Raw genomic sequence first — 26,100 nt, 5'->3', positions numbered from 1 at the left:
ATGCCAGCCCCGCAATTTGTCCATTTGCGTGTACACAGTGACTTCTCAATGGTGGATGGTCTAGCAAAGACCAAACCAATTGTGGCGAGGGCCGAAGAGCTTGCAATGCCTGCGCTTGCCATCACCGATCAAATGAACTTATGTGGTTTGGTGCGTTTTTATGGTGGCGCACACGGGGCAGGGATTAAGCCAATAATTGGTGCGGATTTCTGGCTCAAGTCAGATCAGTTTCCTGATGAACCAAGCCGAATTCTCGTTCTCGCTAAGAACAATCAAGGGTATAAAAACCTAACCTTGTTGATCTCCGATGCCTATCTTCGCGGTCATGTATTCCATCGCCCTGTTATTGATAAAGAATGGCTCGCAAAATACAAAGAAGGGCTGATCCTTATCTCCGGCGCGAAAGATGGCGATTTAGGTAAAGCCATCTTAAAAGGCAATCCTAAGCTAATTGAAGAAACGCTGGCGTTTTACGAGCAACATTTTAGCGACCATTTTTATATTGAGCTGCAACGCACAGCACGTGCACAAGAAGAAGAATATCTCCATGGTGCTGTGGAGGTCGCGGCTGCGCGTAATATACCCGTTGTGGCGACGAATGAAGTGGTGTTTTTACACGAAAAAGACTTTGATGCCCACGAAATTCGTGTTGCGATTCACGACGGCTATACATTAGAAGACAAAAATCGACCAAAACGCTTTTCTAAAGAGCAATATTTAAAGACTTCTGAGCAAATGCAAGCGCTCTTTAGTGACATTCCAGAAGCTTTAGAAAACACCGTAGAAATCGCCAAACGCTGTAACGTGACGGTACAGCTTGGCACCTACTTCCTACCAGATTATCCAACGGGCGATCTGGCGATTGAAGATTTCTTGGTAAAAGTGTCGCGAGATGGCCTAGAAGAACGGTTGCAGTTCTTATTTCCCGATGAAAATGATCGCAAAGAAAAGCGTGGTGAATATGACGACCGTCTGCAGGTTGAACTCGACGTTATCAACCAAATGGGATTTCCAGGTTACTTCTTAATCGTAATGGAGTTCATTCAGTGGAGTAAGGATAACGGCATCCCTGTAGGTCCTGGTCGTGGTTCCGGTGCCGGCTCTTTGGTGGCATATGCGCTTAAGATCACAGATCTTGACCCACTTGAATTCGATCTTCTATTCGAACGATTCCTTAACCCCGAGCGGGTTTCGATGCCAGACTTTGACGTCGACTTCTGTATGGATAGACGAGACGAGGTAATTGATCACGTTGCTAAACTGTACGGTCGAGACGCCGTATCTCAGATCATCACCTTTGGTACGATGGCGGCAAAAGCGGTAATTCGAGACGTTGGTCGTGTGCTTGGTCACCCTTATGGCTTCGTAGATAGGATCTCTAAGCTTGTACCTGGCGACCCTGGGATGACACTTGCCAAAGCGTTTGATGTTGAACCTCGCCTGCCTGAAGCTTACGATAGCGATGAAGAAGTTCGTGAACTGATTGATAAGTGTCGCATTCTTGAAGGCTGTACGCGTAACGCAGGTAAACACGCCGGTGGTGTTGTTATCTCGCCTACTACCATTACCGACTTTGCAGCGCTGTATTGCGATGAAGAAGGTAAGTTCCCAGTTACCCAGTTTGATAAGAACGACGTAGAAACCGCTGGTCTGGTTAAGTTTGACTTCCTCGGTCTAAGAACGCTAACCATTTTGCAATGGGCGCTCGACATGGCGAACGAACGTCTTGGCAGAGAAAGTCGTGAACCGATTGATATCGCTGCGATCCCATTGGATGACCCTGCAAGTTTTAAAGTGTTATTAGACGCACAAACAACTGCGGTATTCCAGCTGGAATCTCGTGGTATGAAAGACTTGATCCGTCGCTTGAAGCCAGACTGTTTCGAAGACATGATCGCACTGGTTGCGCTATTCCGTCCGGGTCCTTTGCAATCAGGCATGGTAGATAACTTTATCGACCGTAAGCATGGTCGTGAAGAAGTATCGTATCCAGACGCACAATACCAGCATGAAAGTCTACAACCCATACTGGAGCCAACCTACGGGATCATCCTATATCAAGAACAGGTAATGCAGATAGCGCAGGTGCTTGCCGGTTATAGTCTAGGTGGCGCTGACTTGCTTCGTCGTGCGATGGGTAAGAAAAAGCCTGAAGAAATGGCGAAGCAACGTGCAACGTTCGAAGATGGTGCCAAAGATAATGGCGTCGAAGGCGAACTTGCGATGAAAATCTTCGACTTGGTAGAAAAGTTCGCGGGTTACGGCTTTAACAAATCACACTCCGCAGCCTACGCGTTAGTGTCGTACCAAACGCTATGGATGAAGACCCATTTCCCTGCCGAGTTTATGGCGGCAGTAATGTCAGCGGATATGGATAACACCGACAAAATCGTAACCTTGGTAGATGAATGCGAAAACATGAAGTTGACGCTGCTACCACCAGACGTGAATGCTGGTGTCTACAAATTTGCTGTAAATCTTCAAGGTGAGATCGTCTATGGTTTAGGTGCGATAAAAGGGGTGGGTGAAGGCCCCGTTGAAGCGATCCTTGAAGCGCGAGCCCAAGGGGGAGAATTTAAAGATTTATTCGACTTCTGTGCGCGAGTTGATTTAAAGCGTCTAAATAAACGCGTGATTGAAAAGCTCATTTACGCAGGAGCGCTTGATAAGCTAGGCCCAGACGGAGATCAGCCAGGGCGCGCGACTTTACTGGCAAGCTTAAAAGATGCCATGAAGTCGGCAGAGCAGCATCACAAAGCCGAATCACTTGGACAGAGCGACTTATTTGGTTTGCTAGCAGTTGAGCCTGAGGAGGTTGAGCAAGCCTTTATCAAGGCCACGCCGCTTAGCGATAAAGAATGGTTAAATGGGGAAAAAGAAACCTTAGGCCTTTATCTAACAGGCCACCCAATTAACCAATATCGTAAAGAATTAAAATATTATACCTCTGGCAAGTTAGTTGACTTACAACCCGGTAATCGTGATACGGTAGCAACCGCGGCGGGACTGGTTATCAATGCTCGTACCTTGATAAACAAAAAAGGAGCGCGTTGGGGGCTTATCACTTTAGATGACAAAAGTGCCCGAATTGATGTACGCTTATTTCCTGAACAGTTTGAAATGTACCAAGAAATGCTGCAAATTAACCAAATCTTGGTAATATCTGGACAGGTCAGCTTTGATAACTTCTCTGGTGGCATTACAATGACCGCAAGAGAAATCTCTACCATTGCTCAGGCGCGAGAAAAGCGTATTAGTGCAATAAAAATGACGCTAAATATGGCTCAAATTGACGCGAACTTCTTTGATAATTTCAAAAAAGTGCTAGAACCATACAAATTTGGAACGTGTCCGGTAAAAATTAAATATCAGCGTCCTGATGCATTAGCAGAGTTAACATTAGGAACACAATGGTGTGTGACGCCAAGTGATGAGCTTTTAACTCGTTTATCACTGTTGGCGGCGCAGGAATTAGAATTAGAATTTAACTAAACAGGTAGTTTAGAGCATGAGCCTCAATTATCTTGAATTTGAACTTCCAATCGCTGAATTGGAAGCAAAAATCAAAGAATTACAAAACGTAAGCCGCTCTGGCGATTTAGATCTTAGCCTTGAAGAAGAGATAAGCCGCTTAAAAGACAAAAATGTTGAGCTAACCAAGAAAATTTTCGATGGTTTAGGTACTTGGCAAGTGTCTCAATTAGCGCGTCATCCGCTTCGTCCATATACTCGCGATTATATTGAACGCATTTTTACCGAGTTTGACGAGTTCGCAGGCGACCGTACTTTTGCTAACGATCCGGCTATTCTTGGTGGTGTTGCACGTCTTGACGACAAGCCAGTAATGATTATCGGTCAGCAAAAAGGTCGTGATACGGCTGAAAAAATCAAACGTAATTTTGGTATGCCAAAGCCAGAAGGTTACCGTAAAGCATTACGCTTAATGGAAATGGCTGAACGCTTTAAGATGCCAATCATTACCTTTATCGACACTCCGGGAGCTTACCCGGGTGTAGGCGCTGAAGAGCGCGGTCAAAGTGAAGCGATTGCACGTAACCTTAAGGTGATGGCAGCGCTTAAAGTGCCAACCATTTGTACTGTGATTGGTGAAGGCGGCTCTGGTGGCGCGTTGGCTATTGGGGTAGGTGACAGAGTAAACATGCTGCAATACAGCACGTATTCGGTAATTTCACCTGAAGGGTGTGCTTCTATTCTTTGGAAGAGTGCAGACAAAGCCTCACTTGCAGCAGAAGCAATGGGTGTATCAGCTTCTCGCGTAAAAGAGTTAGACCTTATCAATAATATCATCGAAGAGCCGCTAGGTGGCGCACACCGCAATTACGATGCGATGGCGAAAAACCTGAAAGTGCAGCTTAAACGTGACTTGGCTGATCTTGAAGCGCTAAGCACCGAAGAGATGTTAGATCAGCGTTATAAGCGTCTGATGTCATTTGGTTATTGTTAATACGGGTTTTGCTCGTATTGATATCAATGCTAATTTAAGTTAAAAAGCCGCTATTGAGCGGCATTTTTTATTGATTGTAGAAAACATGATTAATAGTCGGGTTTACCAACAAGTAGAGTCAAGTTTAAAGGTATTGAGTTCCAGCCTTGACGCCAAAGGGTTGTGTATTGCTTTATCTGGTGGTGTGGATTCGGTTGTGTTGCTCCATCTTTGTCGAGAATATGCAAACAAGCATAACGTTATACTCCAAGCGGTTTATGTTAATCATGGCTTGTCACAGCACGCTACGCAGTGGCAGCAGTTTTGTAAATCGCTTTGTGAAACACTCAATGTTCCCTTTGTTGCAAAACAGGTTGCTATTACTCGGAAAACCCGTACTAGCCTTGAAGCGCAAGCACGCGAAGCTCGCTATCAAGCTTTAGATGACGCGGCCAAAGCCGGTTTTGCAATCGTACTTGGGCAACATGCCGATGACCAAGTAGAAACTTTCTTACTGAGATTAAAGCGCGGCTCTGGATTACTCGGGCTTGGAGCGATGAGAGCGACAACTCAGCTGGCATCAGGGCGATATTGTATTCGTCCGTTACTAGCCGTTAGTCGCAGTGACATTGAAGCATTTGCACAGCAGTTTGGCCTTGAGCATATTACTGATGAGTCCAACGCCGACGATGTGTTTGACCGTAACTTTTTACGCAATCAGGTGATCCCGCTACTTACCTCTCGATTCAAAGGTTTTGTAGGTAACACACTGCGCAGTATTGATATTTTACAGCGCCAACAAGCCATAATTGATGAGGTGAGTGAAGAAGACTTGCAAAAGTGTCGTTGTCGGATGGCGCTAAATATCACGGCTTTACAACGGCTCTCTTATGCAAGAAGAGATAATGTTATCAGACTGTGGCTATCAAAGCAGGGCATAGAGATGCCGAGTCACAAACAGCTAGATGAAATCGTACAACAGGCGTTTTTATCGCGCCAAGACAGTCAACTTGAAATTCGTTTTAAGCAAGGCGCAGTGAGGCGCTATCGTGATGCACTTTATTGGGTAACGGAAACTAGCCAAAAGCATGACATTGAGACCGTTAACCTCAACGAACTCAGCGGGCAAAGTACACCTGTTGCTTTACAAACTGGCAAGGGGATCCGCAAACCTTTCACGGATGAAATCGTTAGCATTCGCTACGGCAGACTTAAAGATAAAATCAAACCACAGAGCAAACCTGGCTCTAATACCTTGAAACATTGGCTAAAAGATTTACACATTCCAAGCTGGGAGCGTGATTCTATTGCGGTTGTTTATTACAATGATACACCGGTTGCGGTGAACGGATTGTTTGTGAGTGCCGATCACGCAGAAGACAATGGCATTATTTGGGTAGTAAAAGATGACTGAAAGTAAAAAGATTGGCCAACAGTTAGCGCAAAAGGCACCTTATGCGGTGGTGTTCACTGCGGTGGTGTTTATTGTACTTTTTATGTCGAGTGAAGTGGTATGGCTAAATCAAATATTTGCTTCCGCGTCAGGCATTATCAGTATCGTGTTTTTACTTCTGTATTGGCATGGTAAGGGTGGAATGTATTTTATTCTTGGCTTACTTGCGCCAATGCTTGCGGTGATGTTTTCAGTGTTACCCGATTTCCTTGCGCTTGCATGGGTAATAAATGGATTTTTTAACGGCGCGGCACTTGCCCTGATGGCCTACCTATACTTAGGAAAAGGTGCTCAGCGTTAACGCATAACACTGAGCAAAAGGGGAAGTGGTTTTTTTATACTGCGCGAGCGCAGTTTCGTCCGGCTGCTTTGGCGCGGTATAAGCCGCTATCCGAACGAGCAAATATGTTGTCGGCAGTATCATGGCTCGATGCCAGCGTAAAGCCAATGCTCGTGGTCACCGTATATTTAGCCAACATGCTCGACTTTCTTACGGCTTCCATAATTCTTTCTGCAATTACCTTGTTGGTTGTAAACGCAGGATCGTCAATTAAAATGGCGAACTCATCACCACCGAATCTAAATACCGAATCAGTTGCGCGCGTTGAGGTTTGCAAAATACGTGAAAACTCAACCAACACTTCATCACCGGCTTTATGACCATGAACATCATTCACCTGCTTAAAGTTGTCTAAATCTAAAAGCATTAGGCTAAAATTACGATGTTGACGACGGCAACGCTCGAGTTTCTCTTCTAAATTGTCAGTAAATTGACTGCGATTATAAAGTCCTGTTAGAGAGTCCTTAGTTGCTAATTGCAATACACGGTTGTACATCAAGGCATTACGCATTGGGTAAATTAAACAGGCGTGTAATTTTGACAATTTTGCCTTGATCGCTTCACTAAATGGAAACTCACTGAAATACACCAGCTGTCCTAAGTGCTCTTTTTCTAGCTCAAGATCAAAGGTACTAGCCGGAAATTGGCTATCGCTGTCCTTCATCTGAAAGACACCAAGGCTACAATGGAACTGGAGCCCCGAAATTTTTGAAATTCTTGCCACATGCTCCGCGTAAATAGTCAACAGCTCTTCAATGTTGAGTGTTGTCTGAAGTTTGTCGACTAATCGCGCGTAGTGTTCACCGCCTTGCGTACTATACTGTTCAGAATTGAACGGCAAGTAATCGCCTCTGGTCGGCAATCTCTGTGTCAAAATATGGACATTTTCCATATTTCTTCCCCTTAAATACAACAATACATGATTAATATGCGAACTTTGTGCCAAAAATTTAAACTGGCTTAAAAACAAACGCTTGCTATATTTAAGAGAAAGAAAAAGAAATCCACCTTTATTCCCCGTCAATTTTTTCGCTCAGGAGGCAGATTGCAAAGTATCTTCGCGCAGGTTTTTGCCTTGCTGTTATGTGCAGTGATTTTAGTCTGGTCCTTTAAGCGGATTGGCTTGCCGCCTATTCTGGCTTATTTGCTCACTGGAGTCATTGCAGGCAGTCACGGCATTGGATGGATGAGTGACAGCCAAGAAATCCACTTTATGGCCGAGCTTGGGATCGTGTTTTTACTGTTCAGTTTAGGGCTTGAATTTTCCGTGCCAAAATTAATGGCAATGCGAAACGTAGTATTCGGTTTAGGGAGTTTGCAGGTCATCGTTACCACGATCATTGGTATGTTTGTGTTGCGTTTTATGCAATATGAGTGGGTGGGTGCATTTGTGATTGCAAGCCTCATTGCACTTTCTTCTACGGCGGTTGTGGTTAAGCTGTTAAAAGAGCTGGGGATGCTCAACACACGTCATGGTCAGCTCGGTATTGGCATGTTGTTATTCCAAGATATTGCCGTTGTGCCGCTGCTCATCGCGTTTCCGCTTATTTCCTCTGCGAGTAATTCAGAGCTGGCGTCAGCGCTACTTTTTGCATTTGCTAAGGGTGCGGTTGTGTGTCTGGTTTTATGGGCAGTAGGTAAGTGGTTACTACCTAAAATATTTAACGAAATCGCATTAGTAAGAACAGATGAGCTCTTTGTTTTATCTACTTTAGTTGTTGCCCTGTGCGCGGGTTCGCTCACTTATGCATTCGGACTTTCAATGGCGCTCGGCGCATTTTTAGCGGGCATGATGTTAGGGGAAAGCCAATATCGGCATCAGCTTGAGGCAGAAATTAGACCGTTTCGAGATATTCTAATGGGACTCTTTTTTGTCACAGTGGGTATGCAACTAGATATTCCTTATGTGCTCGACCAGTTTATTTATATTGTTGCAGCACTTGGCGCTGTGCTTGTGATCAAAGTGTTGATCATCGTTGGCGTTGCGCAGTTAATGGGAGAGCGTAAAAAAGACGCTTGGGGCGCTGGTATTTTGATCTGGCAAATGGGGGAATTTGGCTTTGTATTGGTTGCTCTTGCCAGTAAACATCAATTATTAGACAAGAATGAAGTGTCCTTCTTGATCACGCTTGGCGTGTTGTCTATGGCGTTAACGCCTTATCTTATTAGTAAAACCGCGCATATTCTCAATATCTTGGGAATAGAAAAAGACTGGCAACCCGAAGCGCCAAGTGGTTATAACGCGGCTGATTTAAAAAATCATGTTGTGATTTTTGGCTACGCGCGTGTTGGTCAAACTATCGCACGATTTTTACGTCCGGAGGCTATTCCATATATTGCGGTAGAGCGCAACCCGCAAATTGTACAAGACGCACAAATTGCGGGTGAGCCCGTGTTATTTGGTCATGCGGCACAAAAAACGCTGTTAAAGTCAGCAAATATTGATAAAGCGCGCTTGGTTATCATTACCTTTGATGACTTTGAACAGACGCAGGTGGTTGTTGACGCCATTCGTCGGCGTACCCACGAAGTGAAGATCTTGGTACGCATGAAAGATGACAGCTACATGGAGCAATTAAAAGCCATGGGCGTCGCAGAAGTTGTGCCAGAAACTTTAGAAGCAAGTTTGATGCTGGTTTCTCATGTGTTGTACATGTCTGGCGTGCCAATGCGCAGGATTTTTCGTCGCGTCAGTAAAGAGCGAGAAAATCGTTATCCGTATTTACATGGTTTTTTTGCTGGAGACAGCAGTGATCTGCATGAAGTCACTGGCGAGCGGTTAGAATATCTGCATGCCATTGCTTTGCCTGACCATGCATTTGCTGTTAACAAGTCAATTGCTGAGCTTGAGCTCAACGTTAAGCGCGTTGATATTACTGCGTTAAGGCGTGACGGCGAAGAAATTGCTCAACCAGATGAGCAAACCATTTTACGCGTTAATGATGTTTTGCTGTTAAAGGGGAAACCCCGCCGCGTTGAACGTGCGGAGCAGTTTTTACTCGATGGCCTACCGTAATAACGTTTCTTAAATTTATGCTTTTTTAACAGATCGCCGCGTAAAGCGTCTCCTACGACATGGAGTAGGAGCAGGTTCATTCTGCGATTTTGAGTGTTGTTATGTGGCTACTGCTCGCCGCGTAAAGCGTCTCCTACAACACGGAGTAGGAGCAGGTTTATCCTGCGATCCTGAGTGTTGCCTTTGTTGTCACATATCGCCGCATAATGCGTCTCCTACAACACGGAGTAGGCCTGCGTTCTTGCTCTATCTATGTGCCTTGATCATCAGGTGTATTAAATGACACGATATGCTTTTGCATCAAATGCATTTGAGTAAACAAAAAGGTTTCACCGTTAAAATCTGCCAAGTAACGGCTATTACTGGGTACCTCTGCAAGGCGTTGATATATCCCTGTACTGAGATGATAAGACCATAGCTGGTTGTCGTTGTTTACGCCGTACAATATACCATCTTTATAAACGGCAAATGGCTGCGCTAACTGAGCGCGTAACGCATGGATCTCAGTCGGTGTAGGAGCAGTGTTTGTGTTAACAAGCCAAAAACGCTGACTCATATCTTGATAAAGAAAATGCCCACTATCTACTTGTGCGGCCCAAACTACATTTTCAGAAACAATGAGTGAAGCTTCTTGGGTATCTTTGTTTATAATGTAAAGCCCCGCGTTTCCATTCTCTCTTGCTGTGACCAACAACGTTTTCGGCGTTAGCCACTGCAGGACAGAATCAATGGCAAGCGAATTAGCAATGAGGGTTTTCTCACCATTTAAAGACCAAATAGTGAGTCCTTGTTGTGTTGTGCCCGCTATCTCATTACCCGCAGGAGACCACACAATTCGTTTGCTGATATTGTCTTGCTGTGAATCGGTAAGCTGTGCAACACCTTGGTCATTGTAAAGCCATAATTGCCTTGAACCAGTACGTGTAGACGTAAAAGCAATATGATCACCATAAGGTTGAAACTGAGGGTTGTCTTCCTTCATTGTTGTTCTGGCTATCTTTGCTGCCGCAGTGGTTTGGTGATTTCGTATTTGAGCAAGACTTAATGTAAAAATATCGGTATCGGCATTTATCTGTGTCGCTAAAATCTGTTTTCCATCAGCTGAAAAAGAAGCCTCCCTTAGATTCTTTCTACCCCCAGTATCAAGTGCAACCATTCTCCCGTTGGTTTCCAGTTTATAAAGTCCATTAGTCGTCGATGCGAGCAAATACTCGCCGCTTGGATGATAACTGACTTCAATTGGCTGTAATGGTGACAATTCGTGCGGTAGTAATATCTTTGCCGTGATCGTTGGTGTCTTATCGGGATTGTAAATATTCAGGTGATGAGAGTTGTGCTCATCAATGCTTACCATTGCGAAAACATTTTTATCTGCAATATAGTCAAGAGTGTAGTTTTCAAAGTTTGGCATATACTCGGTAGTGCGGCTTTTTTTTGTCTTTAAATCAAAAAGGTAGGGCACTGCTTGTTTGGGACGTAAATGAGATAAGTAACTGATCTCGCCATTTTTCATCCAATTTGGACGCCATATGGGCTTTTCTTGGCAAGCAATAACGGCATGTGGATTTTGTGGTGAGTTGATTGCAGTATCGAGATTTAGTGTGTTTAAAGACCAGCAAAAGGGAGACGTCTCTTGAGCCTTGCAATGACTCCGTTCGGTAAAAGTTAGTTGCTTTGCGTCGTGTGACCAACTTGGTTTTCCGTATACGCCCTGGCGAGCGGTTAAACGAGAGGTTTTGTGCGAGGCTAGATTTTTTACCCAAAGCTGACTATGGCAATTATCGCTAAAGCGCTGAAAAACAATCCATTGTCCATTGGGTGAGTAGCTGGCATTTGCATCCCATGCGTCACTTGTGGTCATTGGAGTAAAAGTAGGTTGAATCGGTACTCTGGGGTTGATTTTTGGTTGAATTATAACCGTAAAGAGATAAGCCGTGATAACTATCGCTAGTGCCGCTACCCCAAATTTTGCAGCGCGTGGGCGAGATTTTTGAGTCGCTTTATGCGCGCTCGGCTTATTGCTTGTTGACGTAACGGATGCCTCTAAACTATAGCCTTTTTTGCTGTGCGTTTTTATAAACTCTAACTCACTATCTGCATTTTTGAATACTTGGCGAATTTGGAAAATGCAGCGCTGCAATGTATTTGGAGAAACAACTCTGCCGTGCCAAACGGTGTTAAGTAGTTGCTCAAAGCTCACCACTTCTCTTGGTTGTTTTGCCAATTCACAAAGCACCGCTATTGCTTTAGGGGGGAGCGCATAAGTTTGTTGGTCGATAACAATATGATTGCGGTTTACATCCACAAGGTGCCCCGCAATCAAAAACTGCTTTAATTCCATTTTTAAATTCTTTTTTCAGCGAATTATCAGCGAAAAATCAGCAAACTTTGCTGTTTTATCGCTCTGTTTTTTTCTAATGTAACACACTGATAAAAATAAACTAAAAAGGAAAGTCATGCGTTTTATTATTTTGCTATTGTTAATGCTACTTGCAGCATTGGGCAAGGTGTATGGGCAAACATTAGAACAACAAGCCATCACGATTGGGTCTAAAATAACTTTTGCATCTAAGATATTAAGTGAGAATAGGGAGGTCATGGTTTATACGCCAAATGATTATGACCCTAAGAAACAATATCAAGTGTTGTACTTACTCGATGCAGAATTCTTTTTTACCCAAACCGTGGGCATTGTGGAATCTTTGGTTAGTACTGGAAAAATACCAGCTACCATCGTTGTTGGGTTGAAAACCACGGTGAGAACTAGAGACTACTTACCGCCAATTAACGGTGAGGCTCAAAGTGATAGACAGCGCTGGATTAAAGAGAAGTTTCCTCAATTTGGCAAGACAACCGAGTTTACAGCCTTCTTAACTCAAGAGTTATTTCCTTTCATTGAGTCACAATATTTACTCAAACCTAATCGTACGTTAGTAGGGTATTCCAATGGTGGGATCTACGGACTACACACCTTTCTAAATAAGCCAGAGATATTTACTAATTATCTGCTTATTAGCCCGCCAGGTTGGTGGGGTGAGGAAGAGCTCGATCAGCAGTTTAAAGCACTTAGCAACTCAGCTCATGATTTACGTCGCAATCTGTATATTAGTATCGCTGGGGAAGGTGGCGACTTTTACACCAACGGTATGCGAGTTGCGTCAAACCTGAAAGCACTTCGATCAAAAGAAGTAAATTGGCAATTTAGCCTCAAAGAATTGGAAACGCATCAAACTACGTTTTACCCAAGTCTCTATGAAGGATTAACGAAACTTTTTGATGATTTTTACTTTGAGCTTAATGAAGAAGCAGGAAAATATGCGCATATCCCTGATATTGAAGATTATTATCTAAAGCTCTCTAAGCGCTATGAGTTTGATGTGTTAGTGCCAGAGTCTATATACAGAGCACTTGCTGACGCGCAAACCAGCCATAAACGTCTAGACGCTGCACTTGCGACTTTAAATGCATTTGTCACGCGTTATCCCGACTCGTCTTATGCGCATGCAAGCCTAGGCCATGGATATTTAGAGAATAAAGCGTATAACAAGGCGCTGAAAAGCTTTAATCACGCCTTGCAACTTGCGAAAGCACAGCAAGTCGACGACCCGTCAGTATATGATTATTTTGAAAGTATGATAGCTCAAGCAAAAAGTAAAATTGTGCAGTAAGCTATACAGATCGCCGCGTAAAGCGTCTCCTACAACACGGAGTAGGAGCAGGTTCACCCTGCGATCTTTTATGCTTTTACTACCTATCTGTCGAGCTTGCTCAATAAATGCTGCTTAACGGTGGGCCATTCTGAGGCGATAATCGAATACACAACAGTGTCTCTTAGCTCGCTGTTTCTACCGATCTGGTGGCTGCGCAAGATACCATCGAGTTTGGCGCCAAGTCGCTCAATGGCACTGCGAGAGGCATGGTTGAAAAAGTGAGTTCTAAACTCCACGGCAATGGCGTCAAAATCTTCAAAAAGTTGCTGTAACAGCAAAAGCTTACACTCGGTGTTAACCGCTGTTCGACGCACTTTATCGCTGTACCAAGTATAGCCTAGCATGGCACGGCGATTGGCTATATCTGCATTGTAATAGCGGGTGGTTCCCACAATTTCGTTGCTGCTATTTAGCCTTACCACATACGCAAGGTTGCCTTCAGATGCTTGGCTTATCGCAGTGTTAACATAGCGTTCCATATCGTCTGGATTGGGCACATTGGCATACCAAAGCTTCCAAGCTTCACCATCTTTTACTGCTTGTTGCAGCGCATTAACATGGGTTGTTGATAATGGTTCAAGGGTGACATGGTGTCCTATCAGTGGTTTATTAGTTGGCCACATGCGTTACTACTTCCTTATTTTGAGTATTTTGATGGTATCTTGTTTTGCAAGAGATACAGCTAAGTGATTTGGGTCAGTTACAAAAGCCAAGGCCGATATATTGGCTAAGGGATTGGTCAAATCATCAAAAGTTGCGATATGTGTGAGCTTGCCTGTTGCGGTAACGCTAAACTCTGCAATACCAGAGCTACTCTCAGAGGCTGCGAACAACCTTTTGCCATCAGCAGCAAGTAACAAGGAGGAGACACCGTTAAGTGGCTTGCCAACTTGGTTTGCATCAATGGTCTGGAGCAAATGATATTGGCCGTTTTGTTGACGCTCAAAGGCTAAAATGCTGTTACTGCCCGCCGCAGCAACATAAAAAACAGTGAAATCTGAGCTTGCAACCAAGGCTTGTGGTTTACTGAGTGCGAGCAGGTTAGTGTCGTCTTTAACGATGCGCTGCTTAACAGTATAAGTACCTTTTGTCTGTTGCCACAGCGTAATGACATCGCCTTCATAACCTGCAACGATAAGCGCGTTAGCCTCTTTACTTACTAGCACATCCACAGGCCCACCCATATCAGTTTGCTCAGCGCTATCAATAGGGCCGAGCCACGTCACGCTGTTTGTAGGCGTGATCCTAAAAGCAGTGATGGTATTGCTTTTATAACTTGGGATAAATGCATAGCGCTTGTCGCCACTTAAACTAATTTTCCAAGGTGCAAACAAGCCAAGGGTGTCATGAGCTGAGGCATTTTTGGTTGGATCAAACACCACTTTGTAAGACACTTCGTCAGAAAAGGTTTGCACAAGGTTAAACTTACCCGCTTTATCTTTTGCAAACACATTTAATGCACCATCGTAAAAGCTAGTGTTAAGAATGAGATTGCTATTTACGAATACCGCATCGGATGCGCCAGTAAGTAAAAGCGGGTGCGCACCGCTCGATTGAAAGAGTTGATCTTGGACTAGCTGTTTATTTGCATTAAGCGAAAATGTAACCACTGCGTTATCGTCGCCACTTACTGCAACGGCCTGCGTACCTAGGTGATTAAAACGCAGCTGCCTTGGATTATCTAAGCCGCTAAACCCTGCGGTGTTATTTTGGATGGTTTGAACAACGTCGAACGTTTGGCTGTGTGCGCTAAATGAAATTGACCCAAGTGCGATAAGCAGAAGTGCACTTATAGTAGGTTTATACATCTTTTTCACTACCTATTTTTATTATTGTAAATCTTATTTGAGTTCCAAAAACTCTCTCATTTCGTCCAAGCGGTTCATGCCGTCTTCAAATCCAAGCTCAATGAGTTTTTGTGTATAAGTACGCTCAAACAGCAAGTAACTCGTTAAACTCGACGGAGAATGCTTTTTAACCCCCATGGTTCTGAGTAACAGCTTGATTGCCAACGGCATATCTTCGTAATAATGATCTGCGACTTCATTAAAATTAACCGTTGGCTTGATGAGCATATGATCTACTCGTCTAAGCTCTTTGTGCTTTTCTCTGGCCGGTAGCAAGCTTACCGTACGGTTGACGCGGTCGAGCCGTTCGATGTCTGAATTTAAGGTATCGCTAAACACACTGTCTAGTAGGTGACCGGCGACCACAGACATTCCTGGAAAATGCGGCTCATAACCGAGCGGCTGTGGTAGTTTAGGCTGCTCAACACCAATCACAAAGATTTTATCCGCACCTAAGTGAATGGCAGGGCTAAGTGGGGAGAGCTGGTGGATAGAGCCATCACCATAGTAATGATGCTTAACGCGCACGCTTGGAAACACCATAGGTATAGCCGAACTTGCCATGAGTAAGTCGAGCGAAATTGTGCCCGGAACACCTTCGCGCTTTGAGCGCTGCCAAGGCTCAGCATTGTTCGCCTGATAAAACGCCACTGATTTACCAGTAGAATAGCTCGAAACCGTAATCGCGATGGCATCAAGATAATGGCGGTGTAGATTATGATCGATGCGATTTAAATCAAGCACATTGGCCAGCAGCTTTCGAAGCGGCGAGTTATTTAACAAGCTGGCTGGTGGCTGATTAAGGTATTGCGCTTGAAAGCTGCGCATCATATTGGCAAATAAATGGCCGTATGCACCGGTAAACGAGCTTTTGTACACCATATCGGTGCTAAAGTTCTTCCAAATATATTCCACTTTTTTCACCGCAAGGTGAAAGCAAGATGCGTAACAGGCAATTCCCGCCGAGTTAATTGCGCCGGCAGAGGTACCAGTAATGATTTCAAAAGGGAGGGGAGAAGTACGAGGCATACTTTGCGCAAGCGCCTTTAATACCCCAACTTGATAAGCGGCCCTTGCACCACCTCCAGTCAGTAGTAAGGCAATTTTTTTATCACTCGTTCTATGCTTTCTCAAAAGAGGCCATCCTGCAGTTAAATTTGCTTAATTTAAATTTGGTCTTTTTATGCGTTATTTATCTTTGTTGATGTTGCAATGCTTTAGGTGCAAAGAGTTGATAACTCCAGTAAATGCGTTATTTTTAGTAGTAAAGTGCCACTTTGCCCTTAAGCCGCTTATAGGTTGTATTATTTATTCTAGTTGAACCTAGCTAAAACCCAAGTTGTCTGAGTGCACATACCCGCGCAACATATCAGGCTATTATTTTGAAATTTAAGCACTAAAGCGCTATGGTGGCACAAACAAATTTTAACAAACTAGCGGTTTAATTTAGTCGCTAATTGGCGCGATTTTGTATTTAATAAAGTGGCAATTTAGCTTAACTTCAATGTACTGAACTTAAGTTCGGTGCTCAAGTATTTTTATTAAGATCAAATGTTTGAACAAGGTGTAGCCAGAGTTTGCACCACAACGCATTTTTTTAGGGTTTCAGCGCGCATTAAGTTATTAGTCAAGTATTTGGTGATAGTTTTACATTAACGCGTATCAACAATGACGAAGAGGGAGTCCCCATGTCAGAGAATCATCAAGAAGGTAATAAAAGACCTTCTAACAGCCAGTTGTTATTTGCCGCAGTAGTTGTACTAGCGTTGATTATTGTGGCTGTGTTTGTGCTAGCACAAAAAGACACTCCATCGACGGAAAACCAAAAGGTAAAACAAGACATTGTTGTGCCTGAACAAACAGAAACTCCACTGGTCAATACCGCAAGAGAAACACCACCTGAGCAAGTGGTTGAACCTGAAGTAACCTTGCCACCGCAACGAGAGCAAATCGAGCCAGAGCAAGTAGAACCAGTTGAACCTGAAGTAACACTACCGCCGCTTTCACAAAGTGATACTGAAATTAAAGAAGCGGTATCGAATTATCTTTCTAATCAAGCGGTAAAATTGCTGGCAGACGACGATGTGATCCGCCGTACGGTGGTTTATGTAGATAACCTGGCAAAAGGTAAAGTGGCAGAAAACCACGCACCAGTGGTGAAGCCGCAAGATAGCTTTAGCGTAATTGATGACGACATTATTATTACCGATCCTAACAGCTACGAGCGTTACACACCTTATGTCGCCATGTTCGACACCATGAGTACCGCGCAAGTGGTTAGACTATATGACCAATACAAACCATTGTTTGAAGAAGCATACGAAGAAATAGGCTACGAAGGAGATGCATTCAACGGCACGTTAACTGATGCAATCGACGAGTTGTTGGCAACACCCATTCCAGACACCGCACTGCCTTTGGTAAAAGACTCAGTTACCTATAAATATGCTTATGCAGAATGGGAGCAACTTTCTCCGGCGCAAAAACAGTTTTTAAGAATGGGCCCTGAAAACATGAAAAAAGTGAAAAAGCGTCTAGAAGAAATCAAAATAGCGTTGAACAAATAAGCGCATAGTCTCATAAAACCCATAAAAGCTTGGCAAACTGTTTAAACATCACCCAGTTAGCCAAGCTTTTTGACTTTTCCCTTGCATCCCCCTGCAATCTTCGAGATAATTCTACCCGCGCCAAACAAGGCCCTCAATGGTAGTCTTATTGGTCCTCTCGCAACAATAGTACGTGAATCTGGTCAGGTCGGGAACGAAGCAGCCACAGCGTATGACTTGTGTGCCGGGATGTGGCTGGTAAGACTGCCACCCAAACACTCCAAGTGTTGTTTGAAGTGTAAGTCTGCAAATTTGTAGTAAAACCCCGCATAAAAATTGAAATATAACCCTGCATAGCCTACTTTTAAATCGTCTCACATATTCGGTGATGGTTATGATAAGGCACAAAATAAGTCGCTCCAGAGTCAAAAACCTCTACAAGTTCGCAAGTCAAAAGAACAAAGCCACTTGCTTAGTTGAATCATCCTTAGAATTCGATGCGTGCTTTCACTTTGAATACTCTCGTGAAATAAAAGCCTTTGAGGCTCAACCGTTAGTATTTGGATATGAATTCAATGGCAAGGTTTGCGGGTACACTCCTGATTTTTTGATAACGCACCATAAAAAGCCGCAAAAACTTATTGAAGTTAAACCCTTTAGTAAAATATCAAATCCTGAATTTAGAGCTCGCTTTGCGCAAAAACAGCTGGTTGCCAAAGAACAATTAGGCATTGAGCTGATATTAGTTACCGACAAGCAAATTCGTGTTTATCCAGCTTTAGACAATTTAAAGTTGCTTCATCGTTACTCTGGCTTTCAGTCTTTAACCGATCTTCAGCTTTCCATTATTCAGTTGCTTAATCAGTGGCGAAAACTCACTATTCAAGATTTGGTGATGACCCTAAAAGCCTCCATTGGAGAGGTGCTTGCCTCGGTTTATCGCTTATTGTCATTAGGCAGTGTTAATTCAGACTTAAACACAGAACTTACTTTAGAGTCGGTGATTTGGGCTGATGGAGTTTGAAGACGAGTTTAGCTTTGAAGAAGCACCGAAAAAGTTAGCTGAAACCGCTAAGCCGGAAGAGCCTAACCCTCAACCTCGTGATTTAGAGTCATTACCCAAGGAAGTGCAAGATGCCACACTTGCTCGGCTTAAGTATATCAAGTGGCTTAAACAGCGTTTAGTTGGTGGTTGGACGCAGAAAAACTTAGCACCACTACTGGCTGAAATGCCTGATTTTCCAGGACAAGAAAAGCCAAAGTGGCGTACAGTTGCTGGTTGGCACGCGGACTATATCAAAGCCGAAGAAGACATTCATGCTTTGATCCCAAAGCATCATCGCAAGGGCAACCGCCAAGCCCGCACCGATACAGACAAATTTTTTGAGATTGCCCTCACACGTTATCTGACGAAAGAAATCCCGAATGTAGCATCAGCACACCGTTTTTATTGTGACCAAATCGTTTTAGAAAATGAAAAAGTGTTAGATGAACCACTAAAACCACTTACCTATAAAGCGTTTAAAAACCGCATTGATAACCTACCTCAGTATGAGGTGATGCTTGAACGCTATGGTAAACGCTTAGCCGACATTGAATACAACAAAGTGATGAGCCATAAAAGGCCCACTAGAGTGCTTGAGCGTGTTGAAATAGACCATACACCACTGGATCTCATTCTATTGGACGATGAACTTGATGTGCCATTGGGAAGACCAACTTTAACCTTGCTCATTGATGTTTATAGCCACTGCGTTGTTGGCTTTTACCTAGGTTTTCAGAGTCCTGGTTACGATGCTGTGCGCAGAGCGATAAGTCATGCAATGAAGCCAAAAAGCTATCTTAAAAGTACCTATCCAGAAGTCGTCAATGAATGGCCGTGTTGTGGAAAGATAGAAACTTTAGTGGTTGATAATGGTGCCGAATTTTGGTGTCAGTCATTAGAGCTTGCGTGTGAAGAGGTTGGCGTAAATATTAGCTATAACCCTGTTGGCAAACCTTGGCTTAAGCCCTTTGTTGAGCAGTTTTTTAAAACCATTAATGAAATGATGCTTTCGCCATTCCCCGGTAAAACATTCTCAAACATGCTCGCAAGGCACGATTATAACCCGAAAAAAGATGCCATATTGCGTTTTGGTACCTTTACCATGTTGTTTCATAAGTGGATTGTTGATGTTTATCATCAATCCGCTGACGCGAGATTTAGATATATCCCCCATGAAGACTGGAACAAAGGGTTTGCTGCACTGCCTCCTGCACAGTTAACGGAACAAGATACAGACAAGCTGATGTTGTTATGTGCATGGCGAAAGAGAAAACATTGCGCAAAGGGGGCATTAAGAATCTACATATTAACTACGACAGTGACGAACTCTCTTTATACCGCAAGCGATACAGCCCCAAAAAGAGCATAAAGGTTAAGGTTAAAATAAACCCAGATGATCTGTCGTATGTATACGTCTACCTAGATGCGTTAGAGCACTATATAAAAGTGCCAAGCATTGACTCAGAGGGCTATACAATGGGTTTGTCTCTGATCAGGCATAAAATCCATCTTAAGTTTCACAGAGACTATATTCAAGGCAAAGTAGATTTATTGGGGCTTGCCAAGGCGCGGCAATTTATTGATGAGCGAGTGAAAGAAGAAGCGCGACAGCTTAAAAACGTAGGGTCAAAAACCAAAGTCACTGGCACCAAAGCAATTGCTCGGGCACAGGGCGTAGACAACACTCAAGTCAAATCCATTGCTAAAACGCCTGAAACAAAGCAAGCCGAACCAACCCCCGCTGACACTAAGCCTAAAAAAGACGATGATAGTTGGGATGATTTTGTCTCAGATCTTGAGGCGTTTTAGTTATGCTGACCGAAGCTAAAAAGGCAAAACTCAATCAATTCAAAGCGGTGTTTATTGAATACACTATACCAAAGACCATCATAAATGATTTCGACAAGCTGCGTTTGCATCACGACCTTGCAGGTGAAAAGCCGTGCATGATGTTAAGTGGTGATACTGGGTGTGGTAAATCGGCATTGATTAAACACTATTACGATAACAACCCACCGCACTTTGCTGATGGTAGGCGAAAAGTACCTGTACTGCTGAGCCGCATACCGAGTAACCCATCAATTGAATCCACTTTAAAGCAGTTGCTACACGACCTAGGACAGTTTGGTGCTAAATCTAGCAAACGACTTAAACACGGCAATGAGATAGCGCTGGCTGAAAGTTTAGTTGAGCAATTAAAGCGCTCGGGTACAGAGTTAATTATTATTGATGAGTTTCAAGAGCTTGTTGAAAACAACCTCGGCAAAAAGCGTCGAGACATTGCGAACCAGTTTAAATACATCAATGAAAAAGCAGGAATCTCCATTGTATTAGTCGGTATGCCTTGGATAGATCAAATAGCCGATGAGCCTCAGTGGTCATCACGTATTTTTATTCGCCGTTTTATTCCTTACTTTAAAATTTCAGAGAAAAAAGAGCTTCAACTATTTATTCGTGTTCTTAAAGGGTTTGCAAATCGACTGCCATTTTCAGACAAACCTCGTTTTGAGGATTTGGATATCGCATTATCACTTTTTGCCATTTCAAATGGTTGCCTTCGAAAGCTGAAAAACTTCTTAGACTCAGCACTTACTGAAGCGCTAATAAGCGATGCTGTAACACTAAACAAGCAATGTTTAAGTTCCGCGTTTAAGGCATGGCGGCCAGAACTCGACAATGTATTTGAGATGAATGTTAATGAAATTCAAGGCTGTGAGGTGGAACAGTATTCCACTTTTAAACCCGACGGGCCTCAAGATGAAGACCCATTTATAGATACCCAGTTTTGTGAGAAAGTGCCGTTGGTGCAGTTGTTGAAGAAGTGAAACGCTTATGAAAATTGCTTTTTTCAATCTTCGATCTACATTTTAAAGAACTTCAGCAATAAATGACTCTACACGCGTACCCGTCATAACTGAAAGTATGGAATATACGACTCTTTTTCCATATGAATATGTAGTGTGACACCTACCACTATTTACTATACGGAAATTATAATGTTAAGAAGAATACGAAAAATTGAAGGAATTGGTAGTTATCATAGTGCGCGAGCTGGCGGTATACAATTTTCTGACGTCAATATAATATATGGTGAAAATCGTAATGGTAAGAGTACACTATGCGATATTTTCTATTCCTTAGCTTCAAATAACCCTGAATTAATCAAAGATCGGAAGGCAATACCAAGTCCTGGCATAGTAGCAAATGCTATGAACGTCGAATTTCAATTCGATGACGCACCAATCTCTGTATTTTCAAACGAAGCTTGGGGACCTGCTTTACCTGCGGATTGTGACCTCTACATCTTTGACCATAACTTCATTCATCGAAATGTAATAAGCGGAACCGTCAATAACCGAGAAAATTCAGAAAATATTTCAAATTTTATTTTAGGTGAAGATAGTACCGAACTTTTTGAAAGTCTCAAAACACAAAAAGAAGCTCTAGCCACTACAAGAACAAATTTAAAAAACGCTAAAACGGAGCTTGAAACTAGCGGAATCACAGATGTAGTAGCATTTGTTGTATCCACACTTCCATCAGAAACTATCGAAGAGCTGGATGCAGCAATTGCTGCATCTATTGCTGAGCAAGAATCATTAACAATACAAATTGGCAGTGTCACCCAATCTAAAGCTAGAAAGAATCTAAAAGAGATTTCCATTGGTTTTGATATAAAAGCGATAAGCAATGACATCAATGAATGTTTAGCAACGAGTATGGAAGAAGTTCATACAGATGCGAAAGCCTTAGTGAAAGAGCACATGGAACATCTAAAGGTGCAAAGCGGCTTTAAAGGATGGGCTTCAAGTGGTTTAACTCATTTAAATGAAAACTGCCCGTTTTGTGGCCAAGAGCTTGAAGGGAGTTCATTAGAGCTGATCAATAGCTATAAAGTTGCTTTCAATGAAGTGTTTATCAATTTCGTAAAAGACACCAAAGAACACGTTACTAAACTACTGACTATGCAATTGATTTCTATCGATGAGCAAGCCATTTATCAGCTTCATGATGAAAACAAAAGAATAATCGAATTATACCCTGAAAAATCCGTTACAGAGGAAATAGAGATGTTGACCTCACTTATTGATGATATGTTCGAAGTAATTAAGTCGACTATTGAGCAACTTATCGAGAGGCATGATGAGCTTAAGCCTCACATATTAAAACTGCTAAACATTAAACTCGAAGCAGCATATAACTCTGTCGATGTAATTGACTTTTCACCTCTTCAGTTGGCTATTGAATCATTTAATGAAGCTAAAGAATCATACAAAGTTGTAATTGATTCGATTAACGAGAAGCTAACTGAATTTAAAGATGGCCTTGATTCAGTCGTTTTATCAAGGGCGAAAGAAAATGAATATACATACCAAAAAGTGTTAGAAAATAAAAAGTTGAGACATACATTAGAAGCAACGTGTGCAATTTATAGAACTCTCGACTCTCAAGTTAAACAAGAGCAAGAAGCATATAATAATAACAAAACAATGTTGGAAGATTCCCAAGAAGCATTTTTGAATAGCTACTTTGATGAGATTAACATACTGTTTCGGAGCCTGGGGTCTCGAAACTTCAACATTAGCAAAAAGCAAAACAACGGTGGTAAGAAAATAGTTTATGACCTAGAGGTTAGTTTCAACGAAACAGCAATTCCTAGAGACAAGATGAACTGTTTGTTCAGCGAGTCTGATAGACGCGCTTTAGCATTATGCATCTACTTAGCTAAAATCAACAAGCTTTCAGCCGAGGATAAAGCTAAAGCGATATTAGTTATGGACGACCCCGTGACTAGCTTTGATAATGAGCGAATTTCTAGCATTTTGAATAAACTTTATGAAATTTCGCCATCTATAAAGCAGTTGTTCATAACCACTCATTACAGAGGTATGGCTGCAAAAGCTATAAAAAAGTTTGCAAATACAAGTGCCTTAAAGATAGTTAAAACAGCGAATGGATCGGAATTTGTCTCTACTACAGAAGCGGAGATGACAGCAACAGAACATGATGATGCATATAACGAAATTACAGCGTTTATCAATAATGAAACCCAAGAGAACAAAATCTTAATACTTCGACCATTCTTGGAAACTGAACTACGCCATCGATATAAAGATCAACTGAGAGCTAGTGGAGCAACAATGAAAAGCGATTTTTCATTTTGCATTGACACTCTTCGAGATAATGGTGTTATTTCTGAGTCAGTAGCTAATGAAATCCATTCATTTAGAACAACTTTCAACCCGCCAATGCATGAATTGATGGAAATGAGCATTGAAGACGTGCGCAATACGGCAAATGATATGATGGATTTAATTTATAACCGCATGTAATCAGGGGGCTATTAAGTTTCACTTTATAAGACTATTAAACAAGCTCTTCATTTCAGTGTCAGAAAAGCTCTTGAGCATATGATCCGAGCGTTGGACGTTTGATGATTTCTTCGTTGTATTCTCAGCTTCTTCCATTTCAACGGCCATAGATTCTAAAAACGTGATGATATCATCTGTATTGTATTTTGTTATATCAGTTATTTTTTTGAAACTTTCAAGGTATAGATCTACATCGTACAGATCTTCCAAGTATGCATGGCCGTTTTTTACGTTTAGTATTTCATCAGAAATTAAACTATTAATGGTTACTTGGACTTTACTGGTGAAAGACTCGGGCATGAATTCATATAAATACTCGATAGTAGATACGAGATCTTCTATGTCCATGTTCAAACTCAACAAATGGCATATTTTGTTCTCAATTAAGTTAAGTAACGCTATTTTCTGTTGGCTACTGATATCTTCCATTTCCAATATGTCAGCATGTATTTCTGGAAGGTTTCTAGAGTCACGGGAAACATCTAGAGCTAGACTGTCTGAAAGTAATAATGATGTGATCGCGTCGATGATCTTTATCTCTGAGGTGTCAAAAAATATATTAAGAAGTAGGCTAATTCTATCTGAAAGATAGAGATCATAGTTTTTATAGGTAGTGTACTCATTTTCTTGTTCTACTAAGGAAACAGGTGATGAAAGAAACAGTGGGAACAAGCTTTCATACTTAAACGTACTAGCTTTTAGATTTAGTAGGTTCTGCGTAGAGAGGAAATTAATGTGGTGCCATACCTTTTGCACAAACCTCACGCGAGTAGCGCTGCTTAAAACGAGAAATATTAGCTCATCGTTTTTTAGGTGGGCTTTTAAAAAATCTTGAACTGACGGATTTACAAAACTTACTTTAGTATTTGAGATTGAAATAAACCCCGACTCCAGAACCTTAATTGCTTCTTCAAAGTCACCTGGTTTTTGTTGAGTGGAATAATGCTCAGATAACAATCTGTGCAGTGGTATGTAACAACCTTTTAAATCTTCTATTTCAGTTCCGAGGTACTCATCACAAAAAAATAACGTAATCAATAAATGTCGACAGTTAACAGGTAGCTGTTTGAAAGCCTTTTCCCAAATTAAGCTCGGATTTTCAAGTGCTGACAAGATTGATTGTGGATAGTTTTGAGGTGAAGGTAGTGCAATGTTCTCACTAGACATGTGAGAAATAACACGTGGGTTATAGTTTTCGTGATCGATAATTTGGCGTAGCCAATCATCCTCTAACAGCTTAGAAATATGCTCCGAGCTAACTTCAGAAATAGATAAATGATTGAATAATATATGTGCTTTTATCTTTCTTGTATAAAGCCCTACATTGAGAACAAACTTTGATAGTTCAAACCTCTGGCTGTCTATGTTGTCAGATAAAGTTCTTGCTTCCTCGTAAATATGTGACCTTGTGGTCAGAACAAATTTTGAGTTGTTAGACCTTTGGATTTTTCTGACAAAAGTTGCTAAAGCTGATTCGTGGGTAACTAGGGCTTTCCTATTGAGTTCAATTTTGCCAAGAAAGTCATCAAAGAAGAAAATTGTCGGCTCTGTTTCATGAACTCTCGCATATCCTTGTTCTAGAGAGTTTATTGCTTGAAAGGACCAGCCGTCTTTAAGGTATTGGTAACATACCATTTTTGCCAAGGTCGTTTTTCCAACACCAGGAGGACCCGAAATCACGAGGGTATTTTTGTCGTTTAAAATAGTAGATGCATCATCGTAGCTTGGGTTCACCACATAGACTTTTGACTCTTCGATAATTTCTTCTTTAGTGATAGCGGTAAAACTCTCTAAACCCGAATGAAGGATCTTGTCCAATATTGCTGAGTCAGTGAGCCATAATTTTATATGTGATTTAAGGATATCTGGATTCTTTCTAAGAGCACTCTGAATATCTTCAGCACCCCAGATTTCGACATTCTCAATGTATGGAGAAAATAAGCCCTGAAGCCTATCACTTAGGGCGGGAGTCAATGAATATGAGGTTAAGAAAATATATTTATTAGCTCCCAATTTATGGATTTTTGGTAACTCTTTTGCTGCGGCTCTTATTAGGTCGGACGAGTTTGAGCGTATGTAATGCTTACACTGTATAATAGTTAAGTTATCGCCTTTTGAATGTCGGCCATCAATGCCACCATCAGCTCCTGGTCCAAAAGAAGAAAACCTTTCTTGAGTCTCTTTTTGGATGATGTCGATGCATAATTCCTCAAAATCAATATGTGATAAATTAGCAAGGTTTGTCATCTGGTAATACTCCCTTAGTCTTCGAGAAAACGGCCGCAGACTAACTTTATGACATCGACCTTATGATTTTACAAATAAAA

The 26,100-nt window shown here is 42.2% G+C and carries 18 protein-coding genes and 1 other RNA gene; 13 read left to right on the top strand and 6 right to left on the bottom strand.

The window, feature by feature from the left end; all coding sequences use genetic code 11:
• The 4 genes from dnaE to L3V43_RS00200 all read left to right on the top strand — a co-directional run bounded on the left by dnaE (position 1) and on the right by L3V43_RS00200 (position 6,198).
• The gene (gene dnaE, locus L3V43_RS00215) at positions 1-3,492 is read left to right on the top strand and encodes a DNA polymerase III subunit alpha (RefSeq protein ID WP_237115933.1); all 3,492 of its coding nucleotides are present in this window, start codon (positions 1-3) and stop codon (positions 3,490-3,492) included.
• 16 nt (positions 3,493-3,508) lie between these two features.
• Complete coding sequence (gene accA / locus L3V43_RS00210) at positions 3,509-4,465, top strand: acetyl-CoA carboxylase carboxyl transferase subunit alpha (RefSeq protein ID WP_010606782.1); 957 nt, start codon at positions 3,509-3,511, stop codon at positions 4,463-4,465.
• 85 nt (positions 4,466-4,550) lie between these two features.
• Complete coding sequence (gene tilS, locus L3V43_RS00205; RefSeq protein WP_237115934.1) at positions 4,551-5,858, top strand: tRNA lysidine(34) synthetase TilS; 1,308 nt, start codon at positions 4,551-4,553, stop codon at positions 5,856-5,858.
• Positions 5,851-6,198, top strand: a complete 348-nt coding sequence (locus L3V43_RS00200) for a hypothetical protein (RefSeq protein ID WP_206471036.1) — start codon at positions 5,851-5,853, stop codon at positions 6,196-6,198. Before tilS ends, L3V43_RS00200 begins: the two co-directional genes overlap by 8 nt.
• Positions 6,199-6,232: 34 nt before the next feature.
• On the opposite strand, the gene L3V43_RS00195 is transcribed toward L3V43_RS00200, so the two are convergent.
• Positions 6,233-7,129: a GGDEF domain-containing protein gene (locus tag L3V43_RS00195; protein ID WP_102057103.1), complete on the bottom strand. Its 897-nt coding sequence runs from the start codon at positions 7,127-7,129 to the stop codon at positions 6,233-6,235.
• Between the two features lie 153 nt (positions 7,130-7,282).
• Here L3V43_RS00195 and L3V43_RS00190 point away from each other — a divergent pair, with 153 nt between their 5' ends.
• Positions 7,283-9,253 carry a monovalent cation:proton antiporter-2 (CPA2) family protein gene (locus L3V43_RS00190; protein ID WP_235366689.1) on the top strand — a complete coding sequence of 657 codons (1,971 nt, stop codon included), beginning with the start codon at positions 7,283-7,285 and terminating at the stop codon, positions 9,251-9,253.
• Between the two features lie 250 nt (positions 9,254-9,503).
• Here L3V43_RS00190 and L3V43_RS00185 read toward each other — a convergent pair whose 3' ends face one another.
• Positions 9,504-11,594, bottom strand: coding sequence for a winged helix-turn-helix domain-containing protein (locus L3V43_RS00185; RefSeq protein WP_237115935.1), 2,091 nt, complete (start codon positions 11,592-11,594; stop codon positions 9,504-9,506).
• A 115-nt stretch (positions 11,595-11,709) separates the two neighbouring features.
• Between L3V43_RS00185 and L3V43_RS00180 the strand changes: the two genes are divergently transcribed.
• Positions 11,710-12,921: an alpha/beta hydrolase-fold protein gene (locus L3V43_RS00180; RefSeq protein WP_102057100.1), complete on the top strand. Its 1,212-nt coding sequence runs from the start codon at positions 11,710-11,712 to the stop codon at positions 12,919-12,921.
• 83 nt (positions 12,922-13,004) lie between these two features.
• Here the strand turns inward: L3V43_RS00180 and L3V43_RS00175 are convergent, their stop codons facing one another.
• Genes L3V43_RS00175 through L3V43_RS00165 form a run of 3 tightly spaced genes read right to left on the bottom strand, consistent with a single transcriptional unit; the run spans position 13,005 to position 15,944 of the window.
• Positions 13,005-13,586 (bottom strand): GNAT family protein, encoded by a 582-nt coding sequence (locus tag L3V43_RS00175; RefSeq protein ID WP_102057099.1) that lies wholly within the window; start codon positions 13,584-13,586, stop codon positions 13,005-13,007.
• A gap of 6 nt (positions 13,587-13,592) precedes the next feature.
• A complete protein-coding gene (locus L3V43_RS00170) occupies positions 13,593-14,771 on the bottom strand; it encodes a beta-propeller fold lactonase family protein (protein WP_237115936.1) in 1,179 nt (392 codons plus the stop codon).
• Between the two features lie 33 nt (positions 14,772-14,804).
• On the bottom strand, positions 14,805-15,944 hold the full coding sequence (locus L3V43_RS00165) for a patatin-like phospholipase family protein (protein ID WP_045964207.1): 1,140 nt from the start codon (positions 15,942-15,944) through the stop codon (positions 14,805-14,807).
• A 554-nt stretch (positions 15,945-16,498) separates the two neighbouring features.
• Between L3V43_RS00165 and L3V43_RS00160 the strand changes: the two genes are divergently transcribed.
• The 7 genes from L3V43_RS00160 to L3V43_RS00130 all read left to right on the top strand — a co-directional run bounded on the left by L3V43_RS00160 (position 16,499) and on the right by L3V43_RS00130 (position 23,734).
• Complete coding sequence (locus L3V43_RS00160) at positions 16,499-17,377, top strand: DUF3014 domain-containing protein (RefSeq protein ID WP_138581350.1); 879 nt, start codon at positions 16,499-16,501, stop codon at positions 17,375-17,377.
• 146 nt (positions 17,378-17,523) lie between these two features.
• Positions 17,524-17,620: signal recognition particle sRNA small type (ffs, locus tag L3V43_RS00155), an RNA gene on the top strand.
• Positions 17,621-17,750: 130 nt separating this feature from the next.
• Complete coding sequence (locus tag L3V43_RS00150) at positions 17,751-18,380, top strand: TnsA endonuclease N-terminal domain-containing protein (RefSeq protein ID WP_237115937.1); 630 nt, start codon at positions 17,751-17,753, stop codon at positions 18,378-18,380.
• On the top strand, positions 18,370-19,770 hold the full coding sequence (locus tag L3V43_RS00145; protein ID WP_237115938.1) for a DDE-type integrase/transposase/recombinase: 1,401 nt from the start codon (positions 18,370-18,372) through the stop codon (positions 19,768-19,770). Before L3V43_RS00150 ends, L3V43_RS00145 begins: the two co-directional genes overlap by 11 nt.
• Positions 19,677-20,210 (top strand): Mu transposase C-terminal domain-containing protein, encoded by a 534-nt coding sequence (locus L3V43_RS00140; protein WP_237123922.1) that lies wholly within the window; start codon positions 19,677-19,679, stop codon positions 20,208-20,210. Before L3V43_RS00145 ends, L3V43_RS00140 begins: the two co-directional genes overlap by 94 nt.
• A gap of 2 nt (positions 20,211-20,212) precedes the next feature.
• Positions 20,213-21,226: a TniB family NTP-binding protein gene (locus L3V43_RS00135; protein WP_237115940.1), complete on the top strand. Its 1,014-nt coding sequence runs from the start codon at positions 20,213-20,215 to the stop codon at positions 21,224-21,226.
• A 171-nt stretch (positions 21,227-21,397) separates the two neighbouring features.
• Complete coding sequence (locus tag L3V43_RS00130; RefSeq protein ID WP_099032022.1) at positions 21,398-23,734, top strand: AAA family ATPase; 2,337 nt, start codon at positions 21,398-21,400, stop codon at positions 23,732-23,734.
• Between the two features lie 18 nt (positions 23,735-23,752).
• Here the strand turns inward: L3V43_RS00130 and L3V43_RS00125 are convergent, their stop codons facing one another.
• Positions 23,753-26,020 (bottom strand): ATP-binding protein, encoded by a 2,268-nt coding sequence (locus L3V43_RS00125; RefSeq protein WP_237115941.1) that lies wholly within the window; start codon positions 26,018-26,020, stop codon positions 23,753-23,755.
• Between the last annotated feature and the right edge of the window lie 80 nt (positions 26,021-26,100).

Source organism: Pseudoalteromonas sp. L23, assembly GCF_021728455.1.
In the GTDB taxonomy this organism is placed as follows: domain Bacteria; phylum Pseudomonadota; class Gammaproteobacteria; order Enterobacterales; family Alteromonadaceae; genus Pseudoalteromonas.
Note: the sequence above shows the minus strand (reverse complement) of the source record. Positions and strands in the feature narration are given on the sequence as shown.